This is a genomic window from Ignatzschineria sp. F8392, from assembly GCF_002252045.1.
Classification (GTDB): Bacteria; Pseudomonadota; Gammaproteobacteria; order Cardiobacteriales; family Wohlfahrtiimonadaceae; genus Ignatzschineria.
This window is the reverse complement of the sequence record NZ_NEFF01000002.1, coordinates 252,896-268,584: the sequence shown is the minus strand read 5'-3', so window position 1 is coordinate 268,584 and position 15,689 is coordinate 252,896. Positions and strand designations below refer to the sequence as shown.

At 42.0% G+C, this 15,689-nt stretch carries 10 protein-coding genes; 7 read left to right on the top strand and 3 right to left on the bottom strand.

Going from position 1 to position 15,689, the window contains the following annotated elements; genetic code table 11:
- Window positions 1–13 precede the first annotated feature (13 nt).
- The 5 genes from B9T19_RS05420 to B9T19_RS05400 all read left to right on the top strand — a co-directional run bounded on the left by B9T19_RS05420 (window position 14) and on the right by B9T19_RS05400 (window position 7,528).
- A complete protein-coding gene (locus B9T19_RS05420) occupies window positions 14–427 on the top strand; it encodes a F0F1 ATP synthase subunit epsilon (protein ID WP_094567582.1) in 414 nt (137 codons plus the stop codon).
- Between the two features lie 464 nt (window positions 428–891).
- The gene (gene ppk1, locus B9T19_RS05415; RefSeq protein WP_094567581.1) at window positions 892–2,964 is read left to right on the top strand and encodes a polyphosphate kinase 1; all 2,073 of its coding nucleotides are present in this window, start codon (window positions 892–894) and stop codon (window positions 2,962–2,964) included.
- Between the two features lie 24 nt (window positions 2,965–2,988).
- Window positions 2,989–4,800, top strand: coding sequence for an SLC13 family permease (locus B9T19_RS05410; RefSeq protein ID WP_094567580.1), 1,812 nt, complete (start codon window positions 2,989–2,991; stop codon window positions 4,798–4,800).
- 24 nt (window positions 4,801–4,824) lie between these two features.
- Entirely contained in the window at window positions 4,825–6,021 is a 1,197-nt protein-coding gene (locus B9T19_RS05405; RefSeq protein ID WP_094567579.1) for an amino acid aminotransferase, read from the top strand.
- Window positions 6,022–6,397: 376 nt separating this feature from the next.
- Window positions 6,398–7,528: a biotin--[acetyl-CoA-carboxylase] ligase gene (locus tag B9T19_RS05400; RefSeq protein ID WP_094567578.1), complete on the top strand. Its 1,131-nt coding sequence runs from the start codon at window positions 6,398–6,400 to the stop codon at window positions 7,526–7,528.
- Window positions 7,529–7,697: 169 nt separating this feature from the next.
- On the opposite strand, the gene B9T19_RS05395 is transcribed toward B9T19_RS05400, so the two are convergent.
- The 3 genes from B9T19_RS05395 to B9T19_RS05385 all read right to left on the bottom strand — a co-directional run bounded on the left by B9T19_RS05395 (window position 7,698) and on the right by B9T19_RS05385 (window position 13,918).
- Complete coding sequence (locus tag B9T19_RS05395; RefSeq protein WP_094567577.1) at window positions 7,698–10,955, bottom strand: peptidoglycan-binding protein; 3,258 nt, start codon at window positions 10,953–10,955, stop codon at window positions 7,698–7,700.
- 7 nt (window positions 10,956–10,962) lie between these two features.
- Window positions 10,963–12,876 carry a tRNA uridine-5-carboxymethylaminomethyl(34) synthesis enzyme MnmG gene (gene mnmG / locus B9T19_RS05390; protein WP_094567576.1) on the bottom strand — a complete coding sequence of 638 codons (1,914 nt, stop codon included), beginning with the start codon at window positions 12,874–12,876 and terminating at the stop codon, window positions 10,963–10,965.
- Between the two features lie 457 nt (window positions 12,877–13,333).
- Window positions 13,334–13,918, bottom strand: coding sequence for an invasion associated locus B family protein (locus tag B9T19_RS05385; protein WP_094567575.1), 585 nt, complete (start codon window positions 13,916–13,918; stop codon window positions 13,334–13,336).
- Window positions 13,919–14,084: 166 nt separating this feature from the next.
- Between B9T19_RS05385 and gmk the strand changes: the two genes are divergently transcribed.
- Together gmk and rpoZ are read left to right on the top strand one after the other, a co-directional pair.
- The gene (gene gmk / locus B9T19_RS05380; RefSeq protein WP_094567574.1) at window positions 14,085–14,732 is read left to right on the top strand and encodes a guanylate kinase; all 648 of its coding nucleotides are present in this window, start codon (window positions 14,085–14,087) and stop codon (window positions 14,730–14,732) included.
- A 281-nt stretch (window positions 14,733–15,013) separates the two neighbouring features.
- Window positions 15,014–15,241, top strand: coding sequence for a DNA-directed RNA polymerase subunit omega (gene rpoZ, locus B9T19_RS05375; RefSeq protein ID WP_094567573.1), 228 nt, complete (start codon window positions 15,014–15,016; stop codon window positions 15,239–15,241).
- Window positions 15,242–15,689 lie beyond the last annotated feature (448 nt).

The window sequence follows — 15,689 nt, the reverse complement described above, 5'->3', positions numbered from 1 at the left end:
ATAAGGGGATAATATGAAAACTATCAAAGTCACTATTGTAAGTGCTGAAAAAGAGCTATACTCTGGCACTGCAACATTCTTTGCAGTTACAGCAATTACTGGTGAGATAGGCGTTTATCCTGGTCATGTTCCAACTTTAGCACACCTCAAGCCAGGACAAGTTCGCTTAGAGCTCGAGAATGGTACAAAAGAGGTCTTCTGGATTTCAGGTGGTATTCTTGAGGTACAACCGACAGAAGTGATTGTTTTAGCAGATAGTGCTGAGCGTGCTGCAGATCTTGATCAAGCCGCGGTTGAAAAAGCGAGAGCTGAAGCTAAGGCTGTACTTGACTCAGGTAAGCCTGAGCTCGATATTGAGAAGGCGTTAATTGAGTTAACATTAGCAAAATCTCAATTAGATGCAGTAAATAGATTGAAAAATCTTTAGAGATCTACAATATCGATGATATTAAGTAGTTAAGAAGTATTAAAGAAAAACCCACATTCTGATGTGGGTTTTTTATTGGCTCTTATTTAGAGTAGTATCGATATCAAATCTAATCAAACAATGAGCCCATGAGAGCTGTCTCATTACTTCTTCAGCTCTGTGTCTCCTCTTGTATTTTTTATTGTATTTATCATTGTATTTAAATTATATTTTTTATTATGCCTGTTATATATTATCGTTACGCTTATATCTTGTGATTGTTACTATTGTGTAGAGAATCGGTTATTGGCGATCATCAATTACGTTGCGGTAAATTACGTTATAATAATGACGTGGAAGAGCGGCTTAATAGAACGCTTTGATAGAGAAAGGCGATATTGATGCTAACTGCTAACTGCTAATTGCTGAGCTGTTGAGTTGTTTGGGTATTGTCATTTTGACTATTTTAATAATGGGATGAGAGTATGGAATTTGAATTGCCTTTAATTAATCGTGAAAAATCTATTCTCGCTTTCCAAGAGCGAGTTTTAAAGCAGGCAGAAAATCCCCACATCCCACTATTGGAGCGACTCAATTTTATGACGATCGTCTCCTCTAACCTTGATGAATTTTTTGAGGTGCGTTTTGCAAATATTAAGGAGCGCATCTTTGCCGGAGAGACTCTGATTGATGGGGAGCCTGTTGATGTTTGGCAGAAAGTGATCTATCAGCGTGTAACAGCATTAGTTAAAGCGCAATATAAACTTCTCGACCAGGAGATTTTGCCGCTCTTAAAATCTGAGGCGAATATAGAATTTATCCATCGACGAGATTGGACTGATGCTGATAAAGCGCAATTACTGAGTTATTTTAATGAGTCAATTAATCCGCTTTTAACGCCGATAGCACTCGATATTGCCCATCCTTTTCCCCATATCTACAACAAGTCGCTCAACTATATTATTGAGTTGAAGGGGAAAGATATCTACGGGCGAGAGGTTGATACAGCGATGCTCTCTATCCCGAAGAATTTGCCGGCATTGATCCGTTTGCCGAGCAACGATCTATCACATGTCCGTTTTACCACTGTTAGTGAAATTATTCGCGATCAATTGAAAGTGATTTTTGATGGCTTTGTGGTAAAAGCGGCTTATCAATTTAGAGTGACGCGCAATAGCCATCTTTTTATCGATAAAGAGGAACTTACAAATTTACATCAGGCATTAAAAGGGGAGCTTCATCAACGAAATTTTGGGCATGCGGTGCGCCTTGAAATTAGTGCTCAGATGCCGAAGAAGTTGGTAGAGTTTTTAGCAAAAGAGTTTGAGTTGCCGACAACAGAGATCTATCCGATCGCGAACTTTATCGATCTTTGTCGCTTTCGAGAGCTGAGTCATTTTGTAAAAGATAAAGATGAGCTCTTCTATCCAGAGTTCTATCCAAAATATGCGGAGAAGTGGGTTGATACTGATGATATCTTTTCCATTATTAAGGGAAAAGATCAACTTTTTCACCATCCGTTTGATAGCTTTGCCCCCACGGTAAGATTACTCGAAGTTGCCGCGAATGATCCTCAGGTACAGATGATCCGGATGACGATCTATCGTACCGGTAACGACTCACAATTGATGAAGCATCTGATAACTGCCGCAAAAAATGGTAAAGAGGTTAATGTTGTCTGTGAGTTGATGGCACGTTTTGATGAAGAGACCAATCTTACTTGGGCTGCGATTCTTGAAGAGGCGGGTGTTAAGGTTGTCTATGGAATCTTTGGTTATAAAACACATGCGAAGATGTTATTGATTGTTCGCAATGAGCCGACTGAAGAAAATCCCGACCATCTTGAGTATTATACCCACCTGAGTACCGGCAATTATCATACGGGAACAGCAAGACTCTATACTGATTTTGCGATTATGACGGGGAATCGCGAGATCGCACAAGATGTGACCAATATCTTTGTGAATTTGGGCAGCTTAGGGCGCCCTCCACAATTAAAGAGGCTATGGCAAGCGCCTTTTAATCTCTATGATAATTTAATAGCCCATATCAATTTTGAAATTGAGGAAGCTAAAGCGGGAAGACCGGCATCGATTATGGCACGTATGAATGCGCTCTTAGAGGAGGGCATTGTTGAAAAGCTCTATGAAGCATCTAATGCCGGCGTAATTATCAATCTTTTAGTTCGTGGCGCTTGCTCTTTGAGACCTGGCTTAAAAGGCTTTTCGGAGAATATTCGGGTCTATTCAGTTGTCGGGCGTTTCTTAGAGCACTCTCGCGTCTTCTATTTCTATCGAGCAGGAGAGGAGCGGGTCTATATCTCGAGCGCCGATTGGATGCATCGTAATTTCTTTCGTCGTATTGAGGTGGCTGTTCCGATAGAGCATCCCTCTATTAAGCGCCATCTTATCAATGAAGGATTGCTCGCTTACTTTGCTGATTATACGGCATGGATTCTCGATGGTAAGAGTGGTGAATACTCTCAGGAACCATTTACAATGGAGGAGAGAGGCGCTATGCTTTCAGCACAAGAAAAGTTATTAATATCCCGACAGTAGACATTCGGAAGTAGATGGAGTCACATGCTGACAATATTTTCTGATCCACTTATCAGCGGAATAACCAATACGCAGCTCTATGCATTATTGATTCTATTCTGTAGTTTTATCGCTTTCATGTTAGGAAAGTGGCGCTTTGATGTGGTCGCTCTCGGGGCACTATTAGCGATGGTATTGGTGGGTGTTGTACCACTCAATAATGCTTTCTCAGGCTTTAGCCATCGAGCTGTTATTACGGTCGCCTCCGTTTTGGTCCTCAGTAATGCCTTGGGAAATACAGGGGTGACTTACCATCTCTCTCAACATTTGAGCCGTTTTTCAGATCGCCCCGTATTATTGGTTTTAACGCTAACGGGGTTGGTCGCTTTCTTCTCAGCATTTATGAATGATGTGGGGGCGTTAGCGCTCATTATGCCGGTCGCGTTACAAGTTTCTCAACGCTACCATATTCCGACGTCAAAGTTACTGATGCCGATGGCTTTCGCTTCTCTTTTAGGGGGAACTGCGACATTAATTGGTACGCCCCCTAATATGATTATTGCTCAATATCGAGAGACAGTGGATCCTGCGGCTGGAGCCTTTGCGATGTTCGACTTTTTGCCCGTCGGAATCGTGGTGGTTATTGTTGGTCTCCTCTATATCTCATTTATTGGTTGGCGTCTTATTCCGATTCGGGATACAGAGAATAATAGTCGTCTCTTTGAGACCGATGATTATCTTTTAGAGGCAAAGATCTTGCCGAATAATAAGTTTATTGGGAAGACGATTGCAGAACTAGAGAAGGTGACAGAAGATCATGTCAATGTTGTGACGCTTCTTCGTGGGGCAAGACGACTCCTCTCTCCGAGTAAAGAGGAGATATTGCGAGAAAATGATGTCCTCTTAATTGAAGGGCAGCCGGAAGATCTCAAGCAGCTAGAGCTTCTCTCGGGAGTGAATATCCGTTTTACTAAAGAGGGAAAAGAGGGGGATGGCGTCGATTCTCTACAGACGTTAGAAGTTGTTGTTAATCCCGGGGCTAGAATTGCAGGGCATATGATCTCAGAGCTCTATCTTCGAGAGCGCTATAAAATCAATATATTAGGGATATCGCGTCAAAGCGAGAGTATACGGCAACGCTTCTCCCGTTTAACCTTAAAACCGGGGGATATTCTGCTTATTCAGGGAGATAAGAAGGAGTTACCCGAAACAATGAATTATCTCGGGTGCCTACCACTTGCTGAACGTAATATACGTTTAAAGCCCTCTTCAAAATTATTGCCAACAGTTGGAATCTTTATTGTCTCTATTCTATTGGTAGCATTTCAGATCTTACCGCCCCATATCGCTTTCCCGCTGGCAATTTTTCTTCTCATCATTTTCCGTTTAGTCTCACTTCGAGAGGTCTACCAGAGTATTGATGGACCTCTTATTGTCCTTTTAGGATGTTTTATCACTGTGGGTGCTGCGCTCGACTCGAGTGGGGCAACAAATATTATTGTCTCATCGATTGTTCCCCTTTTAGAAGGGCTTCCTGCTATGCTAGTATTGTCTATAATCATGCTCGTAACGATGCTGATTACCGATGTAATTAATAGCTCAGCAACAGCGGTCATAATGGCACCTATTGCCGTAGGTGTTGCAAATATGATGGGACACAATATCGATCCCTATTTAATGATCATTGCAATCGCTTGCTCTTGTGCTTTTAATACTCCGATAGGGCACCATTCAAATACATTGGTGATGGGACCAGGAGGCTATCAGTTTGGGGATTATTGGCGAATGGGGTTGTTGCTCGATCTGTTACTGGTTTTAACAGCAGTGCCGGCAGTGATCTATTTTTGGCCACTATAAAAGTAAAGATAATAAGGAATTAGGATGAAACTATTTAACGATGTTCCATTAGCGCCGGATGACGCGATTTTAGGGGTAGTAGAGTCATATAAAAATGACCCTAGAGAAGAGAAGGTAAACTTAAGTATCGGTATCTATTCAGATGCTGAAGGAAAAGTGCCAGTCTTAAAAGCGGTAAAAGCAGCAGAGGCTTATCTTTTTGAACACTCAGGACCGCGCGTCTATCTTCCAATGCAAGGTTTAGGAAGTTATATCGATTGTGTACAGAAGCTTCTCTTTACAGAGGATCATGAGCTCTATCAGACACGACGTTTAGCAACGGTACAATCTTTAGGTGGAACGGGGGCATTAAAAGTAGGTGCTGATTTCTTACATAGTATTAAACCTAATAGTAAGGTTTATGTCTCAAAACCGACATGGAATAACCATATTGCAATCTTTGCCGGCGCCGGGTTTGAAGTAGAGGAATATCCCTATTTTGATCCTAAAACGAAAGGGGTTGATTTTGCTGCCTTTTTCAAGAAGATGGAAGAGATTCCAGAAGAGTCGATCGTTGTGCTTCATGCTTGTTGTCATAACCCTACCGGGGCAGATCTCTCTACAGAAGAGTGGCAGCAGTTAGCAGAGCTCTTTAAAGCGCGTAATTTAATTCCATTCTTAGATATGGCATATCAAGGATTCTCAAAAGGTATTCGTGAAGATGCAGAAGCGATCCATATCTTTGCAGAAAAAGAGATGCCGGTCTTTATTGCCACCTCCTTCTCTAAATCTTTCTCACTCTATAGTGAGCGAATTGGAGCATTAACGGTCATTACCTCCGATAAAGAGGAGCAAGAGCGTGTTACTTCACAATTGAAGATTATGGTGCGTGCAATCTACTCTTCACCCCCTTCTTATGGTGCTCAGATTGTCCACTATGTCTTAGCGGATGACCAACTACGAGCAGAGTGGGAGGCAGAACTTGCAGAGATGCGAGATAGAATTAAGACAATGCGCTCAAAATTTGTAGAGCTCCTCAATAGTAAGCAAGATAAGATCGACTTTAGCTTCATCAATGATCAAGCGGGAATGTTTTCTTACTCAGGACTTAGCGCAGATCAAGTGGCAAAAATGAAAAAGGATTATGCTATCTATACTGTTGATACCGGTCGTATCTGTATTGCTGCGTTGAATGACCAGAATATTGAGCTTGCGGCGAATGCGGTAGTTAATGTACTATAACAATATTTGATTGATCTATTTGTAGGGGGTTTTATATGTCAGAAAGTGTATTTATATATAAGCTTCCGCTCTACATTATTGCCTTACTCTGTATTGTCGGTTGGGCGCTTCTCTTTAGTGTTATCTTTTTTAGTTAATTGAAGAGATAGAGCGGTTGTAGAAAGAGTGCTATTTAGCACTCTTTTTCTTTGTGGCTGATAATTTGACGATCATTAGATCGCTTAGGCTTAGATTCGTTAATGAAACTATTAATGTAATTATTAATGGGATAACTAATGGAGTAACTAAGGGAATCATTAGTCAGGTCGTTAACAGGATCCATTAACAGGGCCATTAACAGAATCGTTAATATTAATAGAGAAATAGGCAGGTATCGATGGATAATCATTGGGGGAGTCATCGTTGGGAAGGGCGGGCAGAGCAGGCGCTTCTCGATCAACTCTTTTTACAATTAGCAACTGCAGGAGTGTATGAAGATCATCAGCTCTATCAGCAGATGTTGCAACAGGGTGACGCACCTTTACTGTTACGACAAAAAGGGAGTGAGGCGATTTTTCAAAAAGCGTTGCAATATCTATCAACCTTGACGGATCTCATTCAGGTGGATCTTAAGGCTGGAAGCATTATCTCTAGCGGTTATCAGCCCCTCGATCTTCAACGAGTATCACAACTCTTGCCGCCTGCTTTGCAAGGGGAATTATGCTTTGTCCGTCGTTTTATCACAGATTCTACAAATAGTGATCTTCAGCGTCCCTTATCCTATTGGGGTGAGCAATATTATCAATTTCTCCCGAATAATCTCTCTGAGAAGGCAATTGCAAAGATCGCTGTAGCTGAGATGCAGACGGGTGGTCGGGGCAGAAGAGCGAAAGCGTGGATCTCTCCTTTAGCTAAAAATCTCTATTTCTCTTTTAAATACCACTTTTCTCATCGATCGATCCCCTATTTAAGCTCTTTAAGTCTCCGTATTGGTGCGCTTCTTTTAGAAGTGCTTGAGGAGCTGGGAATTTGTGGTGCGAAGGTAAAGTGGCCAAATGATATCTGGGTTGGACAATCAAAATTAGCAGGGATATTGGTAGAGAGTATCTTCAATAGTCATGATGTTGAGGTCATTATTGGTATTGGGGTTAATAATCAATATGACTCAGAATTAGAATTAGTGGGAAATCGTCCTACCTGTTGTGAATTGATTTTGGGTGAGCCGTTAGATCGAAATCGGCTGATTGCGCGTTTAAGTGAAAAGATCTACCATCTTTGTGAATTGGTTGAGGCTCAATCTTATGCCCTTGAACAGGGGATTCCTGTTAGGGAGAAGTTACCTGATTTCACTCTAATCTGGCCTAAGATTAGCCTTCTCTATGGACGTCGTGTGCAACTTATCTCAGATCGTGATCTATTGATCGGTAGCGAAGTAGGGATTGATGAGAGCGGTGCGCTATTAGTCGAGTTGCCCGATGGAGAGATTCGCACCATTATCTCCGGAGATCTATCTCTTCGAGAGCTTTGATTGAGAGAACATGGATAAAAAGAGACCTCAAAAGCGGATATAGCTTTTGAGGTCTTTTGCAATACAGTATTTGAATTACTCTTTTGTAATATTGCTTATCTACTTTTCAAATTGTTTTTAAGTTATTTAATTAGTTGTTTAAACTATTTACTTGAACTATTTATTTGAACTATTTGCAACTCATTGAGAGAACGCGTTGATTTTTGTAGAGGACGCGGCATTGAGCACCATTACGCTTTCCGGTACACCAATCGGCAGCCATGGTGATGTTGTTAACTTTACAGCCGACAACTTGGCCTGATCCATTCTTCACAATCTGTAGGCGACCATTCACCGTCCCCCCCGGCGCTCGAGCAAAGGCTGCATCTTGTTGGAGTCCTTTCTTAAGGGGTGGAACGGCAGTGGTAGGGCGAGGTGCGCTACTGCGTGTATTACTACTGCTACTTGCTGTACGTTCTCTTGCTACTTTTGCGGCAACAGCTCTCTGTAACTCCATAAGAATCTCGGCAGTTACAATTTCCGATTGTGGTTTTTTCGCTTTCGTTAGGAAAGCATTCAACTGCTTTTTAGAGTTTTTACCAAAAATACCATCAGGTTTTATTGGATAACCTAACTGTTGGAGGTAAGTTTGAGCCTGTTTGGGCGCATTCTTTTTAAAGGACTCTAAGAGCGCAGTATCGATCTCTTTTCCTTTTTTAAGCCCTTGTTGTGAACGGTAGGTCTGAATAGCGCCCTCTGTTGCCGGCCCCATCTTTCCATCAGCACGACCATTTAAGATACCAAAACCGATGAGATAGGCTTGTGTATCGACTATCTTTTCAGCCGCTTCTCGCTCTTTAACAACCTTTTCATAGTAGCTTTTCGCAAATTGTGTCTCCTGCTCTTCATCGATAAGAATCAGATAGGCTGGGAGATCGAGCTTGTCACTAACTTGGTAACCATAACGATTTTTTAAAATCCCGATTGCACGGCGTGTTTTAGGGCCTAAAGTCCCAGTTGTACGATCTTTCATATAGCCTGTTCGTTGAAGATAACGTTGGAACTTATTGATATTCTCCTCTTCAAGAAGTGCACGACTCTTCTGATCTAATTTGCCGGTAACAGGAAGAGAGAAGGATTTCTGAAATGCCTCAACTGCACGATTGGTACCTGGTCCTTTTAGGCCATCTATCGTGCCGGTGTAAAAACCTAGGTAAGCAAGTTGAAGTTGTTCAAGAGCAGTCTCTTCGCTACTTTTGGGGTGGGAGAGATCAAAAGCTTTAATTGATGCCTTATACTGCTCTTCCATCTTATTGCTATCTGCTTGTAGCTCTTGGTCTTCTTCAGCCGTAATAGGGGCGGTTCCATCTTCTGAGACATCTTCTACAGAGTCGCTAGGAACCTCTTCATCACTGATGGGCTTATCAGAGAGATCATCATTAAAGAGCGTTAAGAGTAGTACCGGCGTGAGGGCGCCGACAGCTTCAGTATTGGTTGATTTTTCATAGGCTTTAATCGCTTCTCGAGTGCCGGGACCACGTAATCCATCGATATCACCTTTATAGAAACCATCCTCTTTAAGGCGATATTGTACAAAGCGATAAGCAATCTGACGGAGAGGATTTTCCCAGCGAGGGAGTAGCTCTCCTGTCTCATTTTGTCCTAATGCTTTCTCAAATGCACGGATTGCTTCTCTTGTTGCAGGACCGTTAGCGCCATCAAGTGGACCATCATAGAGGTCGAGCAGGGAGAGGGCTGTCTGGGTAAAGAAGATCTTAGGAACACGTGCTTTGATCACAAGGTTGTCGATCTCACTACGAGAGAGGGAGAAGTTTCGCAGGGGTTCATCAAGGGTGATTAGTGAACGTACCTCATCGATGGTAGGTTCTTCTGCCTCATCAAGCTCGTCGGTATCCTTCGCATCGCTTGATTCATTGCTATTATTCTGACTCTGATGATCGAGAGTGGTCGTTGGGCGATCCTCAGCTTCTATGCTTCTCTCTGTTGTGATCTCTTCCTGCTCTTTACTCTCTGTTGCAGCATCAGATTCGGCAAGCTTTTCAAGTGCTACTTGGAGTAGCGGAGGAATGAGTGAGGGCAGTGGAGATTCTAAAGAGGATGTCGATAGATCTGTCTCATTCGATCTTTTAGATGGGGTGCTCTCTTCAGGCTGCTGATTGATTGTCGTTATGGGCGCATCCTGGTGATGATTCTCGACCTCTTTTGCCAAAGGCTTTAAAGATTTTTGCTCTTGAACTATCTGTTTCTGTTCTGCTTCTACCGCTTTGAGGATCGATTCAGGCAAGAAGCGAGCATTGAAGAGATGAAAGAGCATATTGGGAGAGAGGGTTCCCACTTCAGGAAGGTTGATGCTCTTCTCAAATGCTTTAATAGCATTTTCTGTGCCGATGCCATTGATACCATCGATCTCACCATCATAAAATCCTAAGAGAGTGAGTTGGCGCTGGACATCTTTACGAACCTCTTTTTCAAGGGGTACCTCCCAGGTGGGATTTGGGATTCCATCCTGTTTCTGTCCTAGAGATGCTTGATAGCGCTCAATAGCTGTGCGCGTATTAGCGCCCCGCTGACCATCAATTGTTAATGGTAATGGGAAGTAGCCCGCCATTCTTAACCATGTCTGTAGAGTGAAGATTTTGCTGCGACTGCCTCTCTGCTTGAGAAGCGTTTCGATTTCATCATTATTAAAGTCGAAGAAGAGCTGCAATTTTCGACCGGGAAAAGGGGGCGTATTATTGAGTTTTTCTGCTTTTGTTATAAAGGAGAGGGGAAGCGTTGTTGTTGCGCCTGTTTCTGCCACTTTACCTTTTGGTAATTGGAATGAGATGGTTCCTGCCTCAATATTTTTGAGCATTGTCGCTGTGACAAAAGGCGTTTGTAATAGTTTTGCTGATGAAGGGAGTCTCTCCTCTATTCTCTGATTGAGTAAGGTGAGTAATTCCGCTTCTGCAATGTTAGGATTCTCTTTCTTGAGGGAATCGATCAGCGGTTGTAGCGCTTTACGTTCTAAAGGAATAAACCATTCTGGCGTAATCGCATTAATTAGGGGGAGATTCTGTTTCTCTTGATAGTAGGCGATATCATTTTGGAAAGCAGAGGTCATCTCTCCTACTAAATTATCGACAGGATATTTTAGTAGGTAGAGCCAAACTTGAGTCTGTTGTACTAGTTTAGATTCGACCCCGCTTTGAATCTGCTCCGCTGCCAACCAAGAAAGGAGATCTCGCTCTTTCTGTGTTAAGGCGTAATCATAGAGCGTAAAGCCATAATGATCTCGAAAGTGAAGTAGAGGATCACTTTGATATTGTAAGAGCGATGTCACTTTAGAATCTTGAGTCTGCTGTAGAATGCTCTCAAGATTATTTGCAGAGCCTAACGATAGTGCAAGTAGTGATGATAACGCGACTCTTAGTATGGCTTTACGCATAATGCTATTAATCCTTTTCTCGGTTTTTGACTGGGAGTTTCCCTTTTCTTAAGTGAACGAGTATCAATGAGATCGCAGCCGGTGTAACCCCTTGAATTCGGGATGCTTGGCCTAATGTCTCAGGTTGTGCTTGATTGAGGCGCTCTTGAATCTCAATAGAGAGCCCTTCCACTTGACTGTAATCTACATTACTAGGAAGTGGCGCATTTTCAAATTTTTGATTGCGCTTAATATCCTCAATACTGCGATTGATATAACCTTCATATTTAGTATGAATTTCAATTTTTTGCAGTACTTCATCTGAAAATTGAGAGAGATCCGGACCCTGTTCATCCTCTAATTGAACTAGAGTTGTTAGGGAGATCTCAGGGCGTTTAAGAAGATTGATCGCCCGGATATTCTGTTTGAGGGCAACCTTATTTTCCTGAACAATTTTCTTCCCAGCAGGTGAATCTATTCGAATCATCCAATCTTTAAATTGTTGTTCTGCTTGCGCGATCGCTTCCTGCTTCTCTAAGAATTTTTCCCAGCGATAATCATCGACTAAACCGAGTTCTCGGCCGATCGGGGTTAAGCGCTCATCGGCATTATCTTCCCTTAAGATCAGGCGATGCTCAGCACGAGAGGTGAACATGCGATAGGGTTCACGAACACCGAGATTGATCAGATCATCGATCATGACGCCGGTATAAGCCTCATGACGTTTAGGATACCATGGATCTTTTTCAAGATAGCGTCGCGCGGCATTGAGGCCGGCTAAGAGACCTTGTGCTGCCGCCTCTTCATAGCCGGTTGTGCCATTAATCTGACCGGCAAAATAGAGATTGTTGATCGCTTTTGTCTCAAGAGTAAACTTAAGATTGCGCGGATCGTAGAAATCATATTCGATAGCGTAACCTGGGCGAGTAATATGTGCATTTTCAAGACCAGGGATTGAGCGAACAAGATTGACCTGAACATCAAAGGGGAGGCTTGTTGAGATACCATTAGGATAATATTCATGGGTATCGAGACCCTCCGGCTCTAAGAAGACATGATGTTGATCCTTATCGGCAAACTTCATGATCTTATCTTCTACAGAAGGACAATAACGCGGACCTAAGCCTTCGATTGTCTTATTGTCAGCGTACATGGGGGAGCGGTCGAGTCCGCCACGAATAATCTCATGGGTCTGTTCGTTGGTGAAGGTTGTCCAGCAGGAGACTTGGCGTGGATGCTCTGCACGAGAACCCAAGTAGGAGAAGACCGGTGTTGGCTCATCTCCTGGTTGCTCTGTCATATTGGTAAAATCGATACTCTTACCATCGATGCGAGGTGGCGTTCCTGTCTTAAGGCGCCCTTTACCGAGATTAAGTTCCGCTAATTTATGGGAGAGGGAGATCGACGCCGTATCTCCCATTCTTCCCCCGCTATAGTTCTCCATCCCGATATGAATGAGGCCAGAGAGGAATGTACCGGCTGTTAAAATAACGGTTTCACCCCGGAAACGAATTCCTGTTTGAGTAATGACGCCGGCAACTTTATCGCCCTCTAAGATAAGATCATCAGCAGCTTGCTGGAAGAGATAGAGATTGGGTTGATTCTCTAAGATCTTACGAATCGCGGTTTTATAGAGAGTTCTATCAGCTTGGGCGCGAGTTGAGCGAACGGCAGGACCTTTGGAGGCATTTAAGATACGAAATTGAATGCCGGCAAGATCCGTTGCATGTGCCATCGATCCACCTAAGGCATCGATCTCTTTTACAATCTGCCCCTTGCCAATACCGCCAATAGCAGGATTACAGCTAAGCTGACCTAAAGTCTCAATATTATGGGTGAGAAGGAGTGTAGGAACACCAAGACGAGCCGATGCAAGCGCTGCTTCTGTTCCTGCATGGCCACCGCCAATAACAATGACGCCAAAATGTTGTGGGTAGTTCATAGATATCTCTATATTAATTTTATGAATAATTTTATGAAATTTTTAGTTTTAATCTTTGAATGGATAAGTGAGGGAGAGCGGAGAACGAAAGATTTTGCATTCATCGGTTGCGCCACGATTTGACGCTATTTATAGGGAGTTTCATCATCAATTACTATAGTGAGAAGGAGATGCAACTCTATCGCTAATTCGATAAGTGGTAGAAGTGAAATAATCTATATCTTCTTTCGATCATCTCTACGATTGATGCTCTCTGAGAGATCTCTTTTTAGGGTGATCTTTTAGCGATAATTATAATCTAAAAAAGGGATCAAACCAATGTTGATCCCTTCAAAAATCGATTCTTTTCACATGATCTCTTCAATAAGTATTTAAGGGTTAATCGAGGATTAATTGGATATTAATTGAATATCAATCAAGCATTAACCTTTAAGGTCTTATTAAATTGATCGGTGAATTACTTCTTCTCAGATTGTTTTGCTAAATCTTCTAAAGAGTTAGTAAAACCTTTCATGGAGAGGTCAATTTTAACATTGTTTGTTTCAGGACCTAAGAAGTCATGGGTATAGCTGACATTAAGCTTGCCTGAATTTTTCAAGCTGTTAAGAACTTTAGGATCATTGATCGGAAGACCCGTGATACAGCCATCTGGTAAGCAACGCTCAAAGCTTAAGCCAGTTACTTTTGTACCATCAATTTCAAGTTGCTTGCCATCGATCTTAAATTCAAGACCGGGAATTAAGAGTGTTCCTGGAAGCGCACTGAAGATTAGCGTTGGGTTGCCATCGATATAGATAACAGACGCTCTTAATGCTTTAATTTTTTGCTTTTGTGATTCATCTTCAGGATTGGTTAACTCAATGTCGCCCGTTGTAGACATTAAGCAACTTTCAAAGGTTCCTTCTGGAACGGTATCTTGTAAGCACTCAACTTTCCAATCACCGTGTTGCTTGAGATAGACAACTTCAGTTTGGTTTTGTGCCGCAGCTACGCCCCCTAAAAGGAGAGCAACACTGGCGCTAAGTAGTAATTTTTTCAACATGATTGGCTTTTACTCCATATAATTGGGAACGCTACAAATGATTTACTATTCTACTGTTTTTGATGGAAATAGAATAACATTACAAGAGGTTTATTATATACTAGTTCGATAATCGATCAAGGGAAGCCTTGTTAAGATTGATAGATATCTGTTCAGGAAGGGTAAAATGCAATTATCGCAAAAATGCGCATTAGGTAATGGTAAGGTTTATGTAATTTCTGCGCCATCAGGTGGTGGAAAGACAACATTGGTAGATGGGCTGATGGCACGCGATCCTTATGTGACACGAGCGGTGACACATACAACAAGGGCGCCAAGAGAAGGGGAAGAGAATGGGGTTCATTACCACTTCGCCTCGAAAGAAGAGTTTATCGCAATGGTGGATCGTGGTGAGTTTTTAGAGTATGCCGAAGTCTTCGGTAATCTCTATGGGACATCGCTCTGGGAGATTGAGAAACATACAGAGAGCGGTAAAGATGTGGTGTTAGTGATCGATTGGCAAGGCGCGGCTTCTGTGAAGAGAATTATGCCGGAAGCTGAACTTATCTTTATTCTTCCTCCCTCATTAGATGCATTAGAAGAGCGCCTTTCCTCTCGGAATCAGGATGATCAAGCAGTTATCGATCAACGAATGGCCGATGCTGTTAATCAGATAAAGCATTATGAGAAGTTTGATTATGTTGTGATTAATGATGATTTTGAGCGAGCTCTCAGCGATCTACAGGAAATTTTTCATGTTAATCGACTGCGTACCGCCTATCAGCAGGTTAAAAATAGAGATTTATTGACAGCTTTGTTAGGTGAATCTCTCTAATTTTCTGTCTCAGCTGAGACTCTTTTAAAATCGATAGAATGAGTGGTATGATGCCGTCCTTAGGGTAATAAGCGGATTGATATCGGCTCGATGGGTTATTGAATATCATTGCGATAGCCCGAATACTCACTCTTAAATAGATTTAGGGTGTTTTTATTCCTTTATATGTTGTCAATACTATTTTCAGTATATTCTCAGTCTATTCCCAGAGTATTTCAGAAGTATTCCTAGAAGTATTCCCAATATATTTTAATGTTTAGTGTTTGTTAGGAGATAAATTTATGGCACGAGTAACCGTACAAGATTGTTTAGAGAAGGTTGATAACCGTTTTCAATTAGTAGCTGTTGCAGCAAAGCGCGCAAGACAGTTAGAGCGTGGTGCAGAGCCGACAGTAAGCCCTAGTCGCGCATCAAAGCCGACAGTTGTTGCGCTTCGTGAGATTGCTAAAGGTGAAATTTCACCGGATGAGATCAATGCAAAAGAGGCTGATTTTCACGCAGGCTTCTAATATTTAAGTTTTCACTTAAACTTTTCAGTTGGAAGCAAATTTAAAGAGCGATTACGAAACAGTTTAAAAGGATCGCTTAAAAGGTTGAGATCTTAAGAAGATGGGAGGCAGCTTGCTTCTCATCTTTTTTTCTCTTTCTTCTCGTTCTATAGAATCTCTCGATAGATTATTGCTCATATAAAGGATAAGATGCTTTAAGAGGATTATTTGAGATATTTACCTCCTTAAAATGCCTGAAATATCTTGAGTCTTTAGAAATTTTTAGTATGACCCCTTATAAGCCCTTATTAAAATATTGAGGGGGATATGGGGTATCTGTTGCATATTTGTTGCGCGTTTATCAAGTCATGATCAAGTGAGTATCAAGTATCAGTCGAATATTTTGAGTTGTTGTTTACTCTATTGCTACGATCCATCATCGATAATCTCTTTCGAGTTATTATCGTTA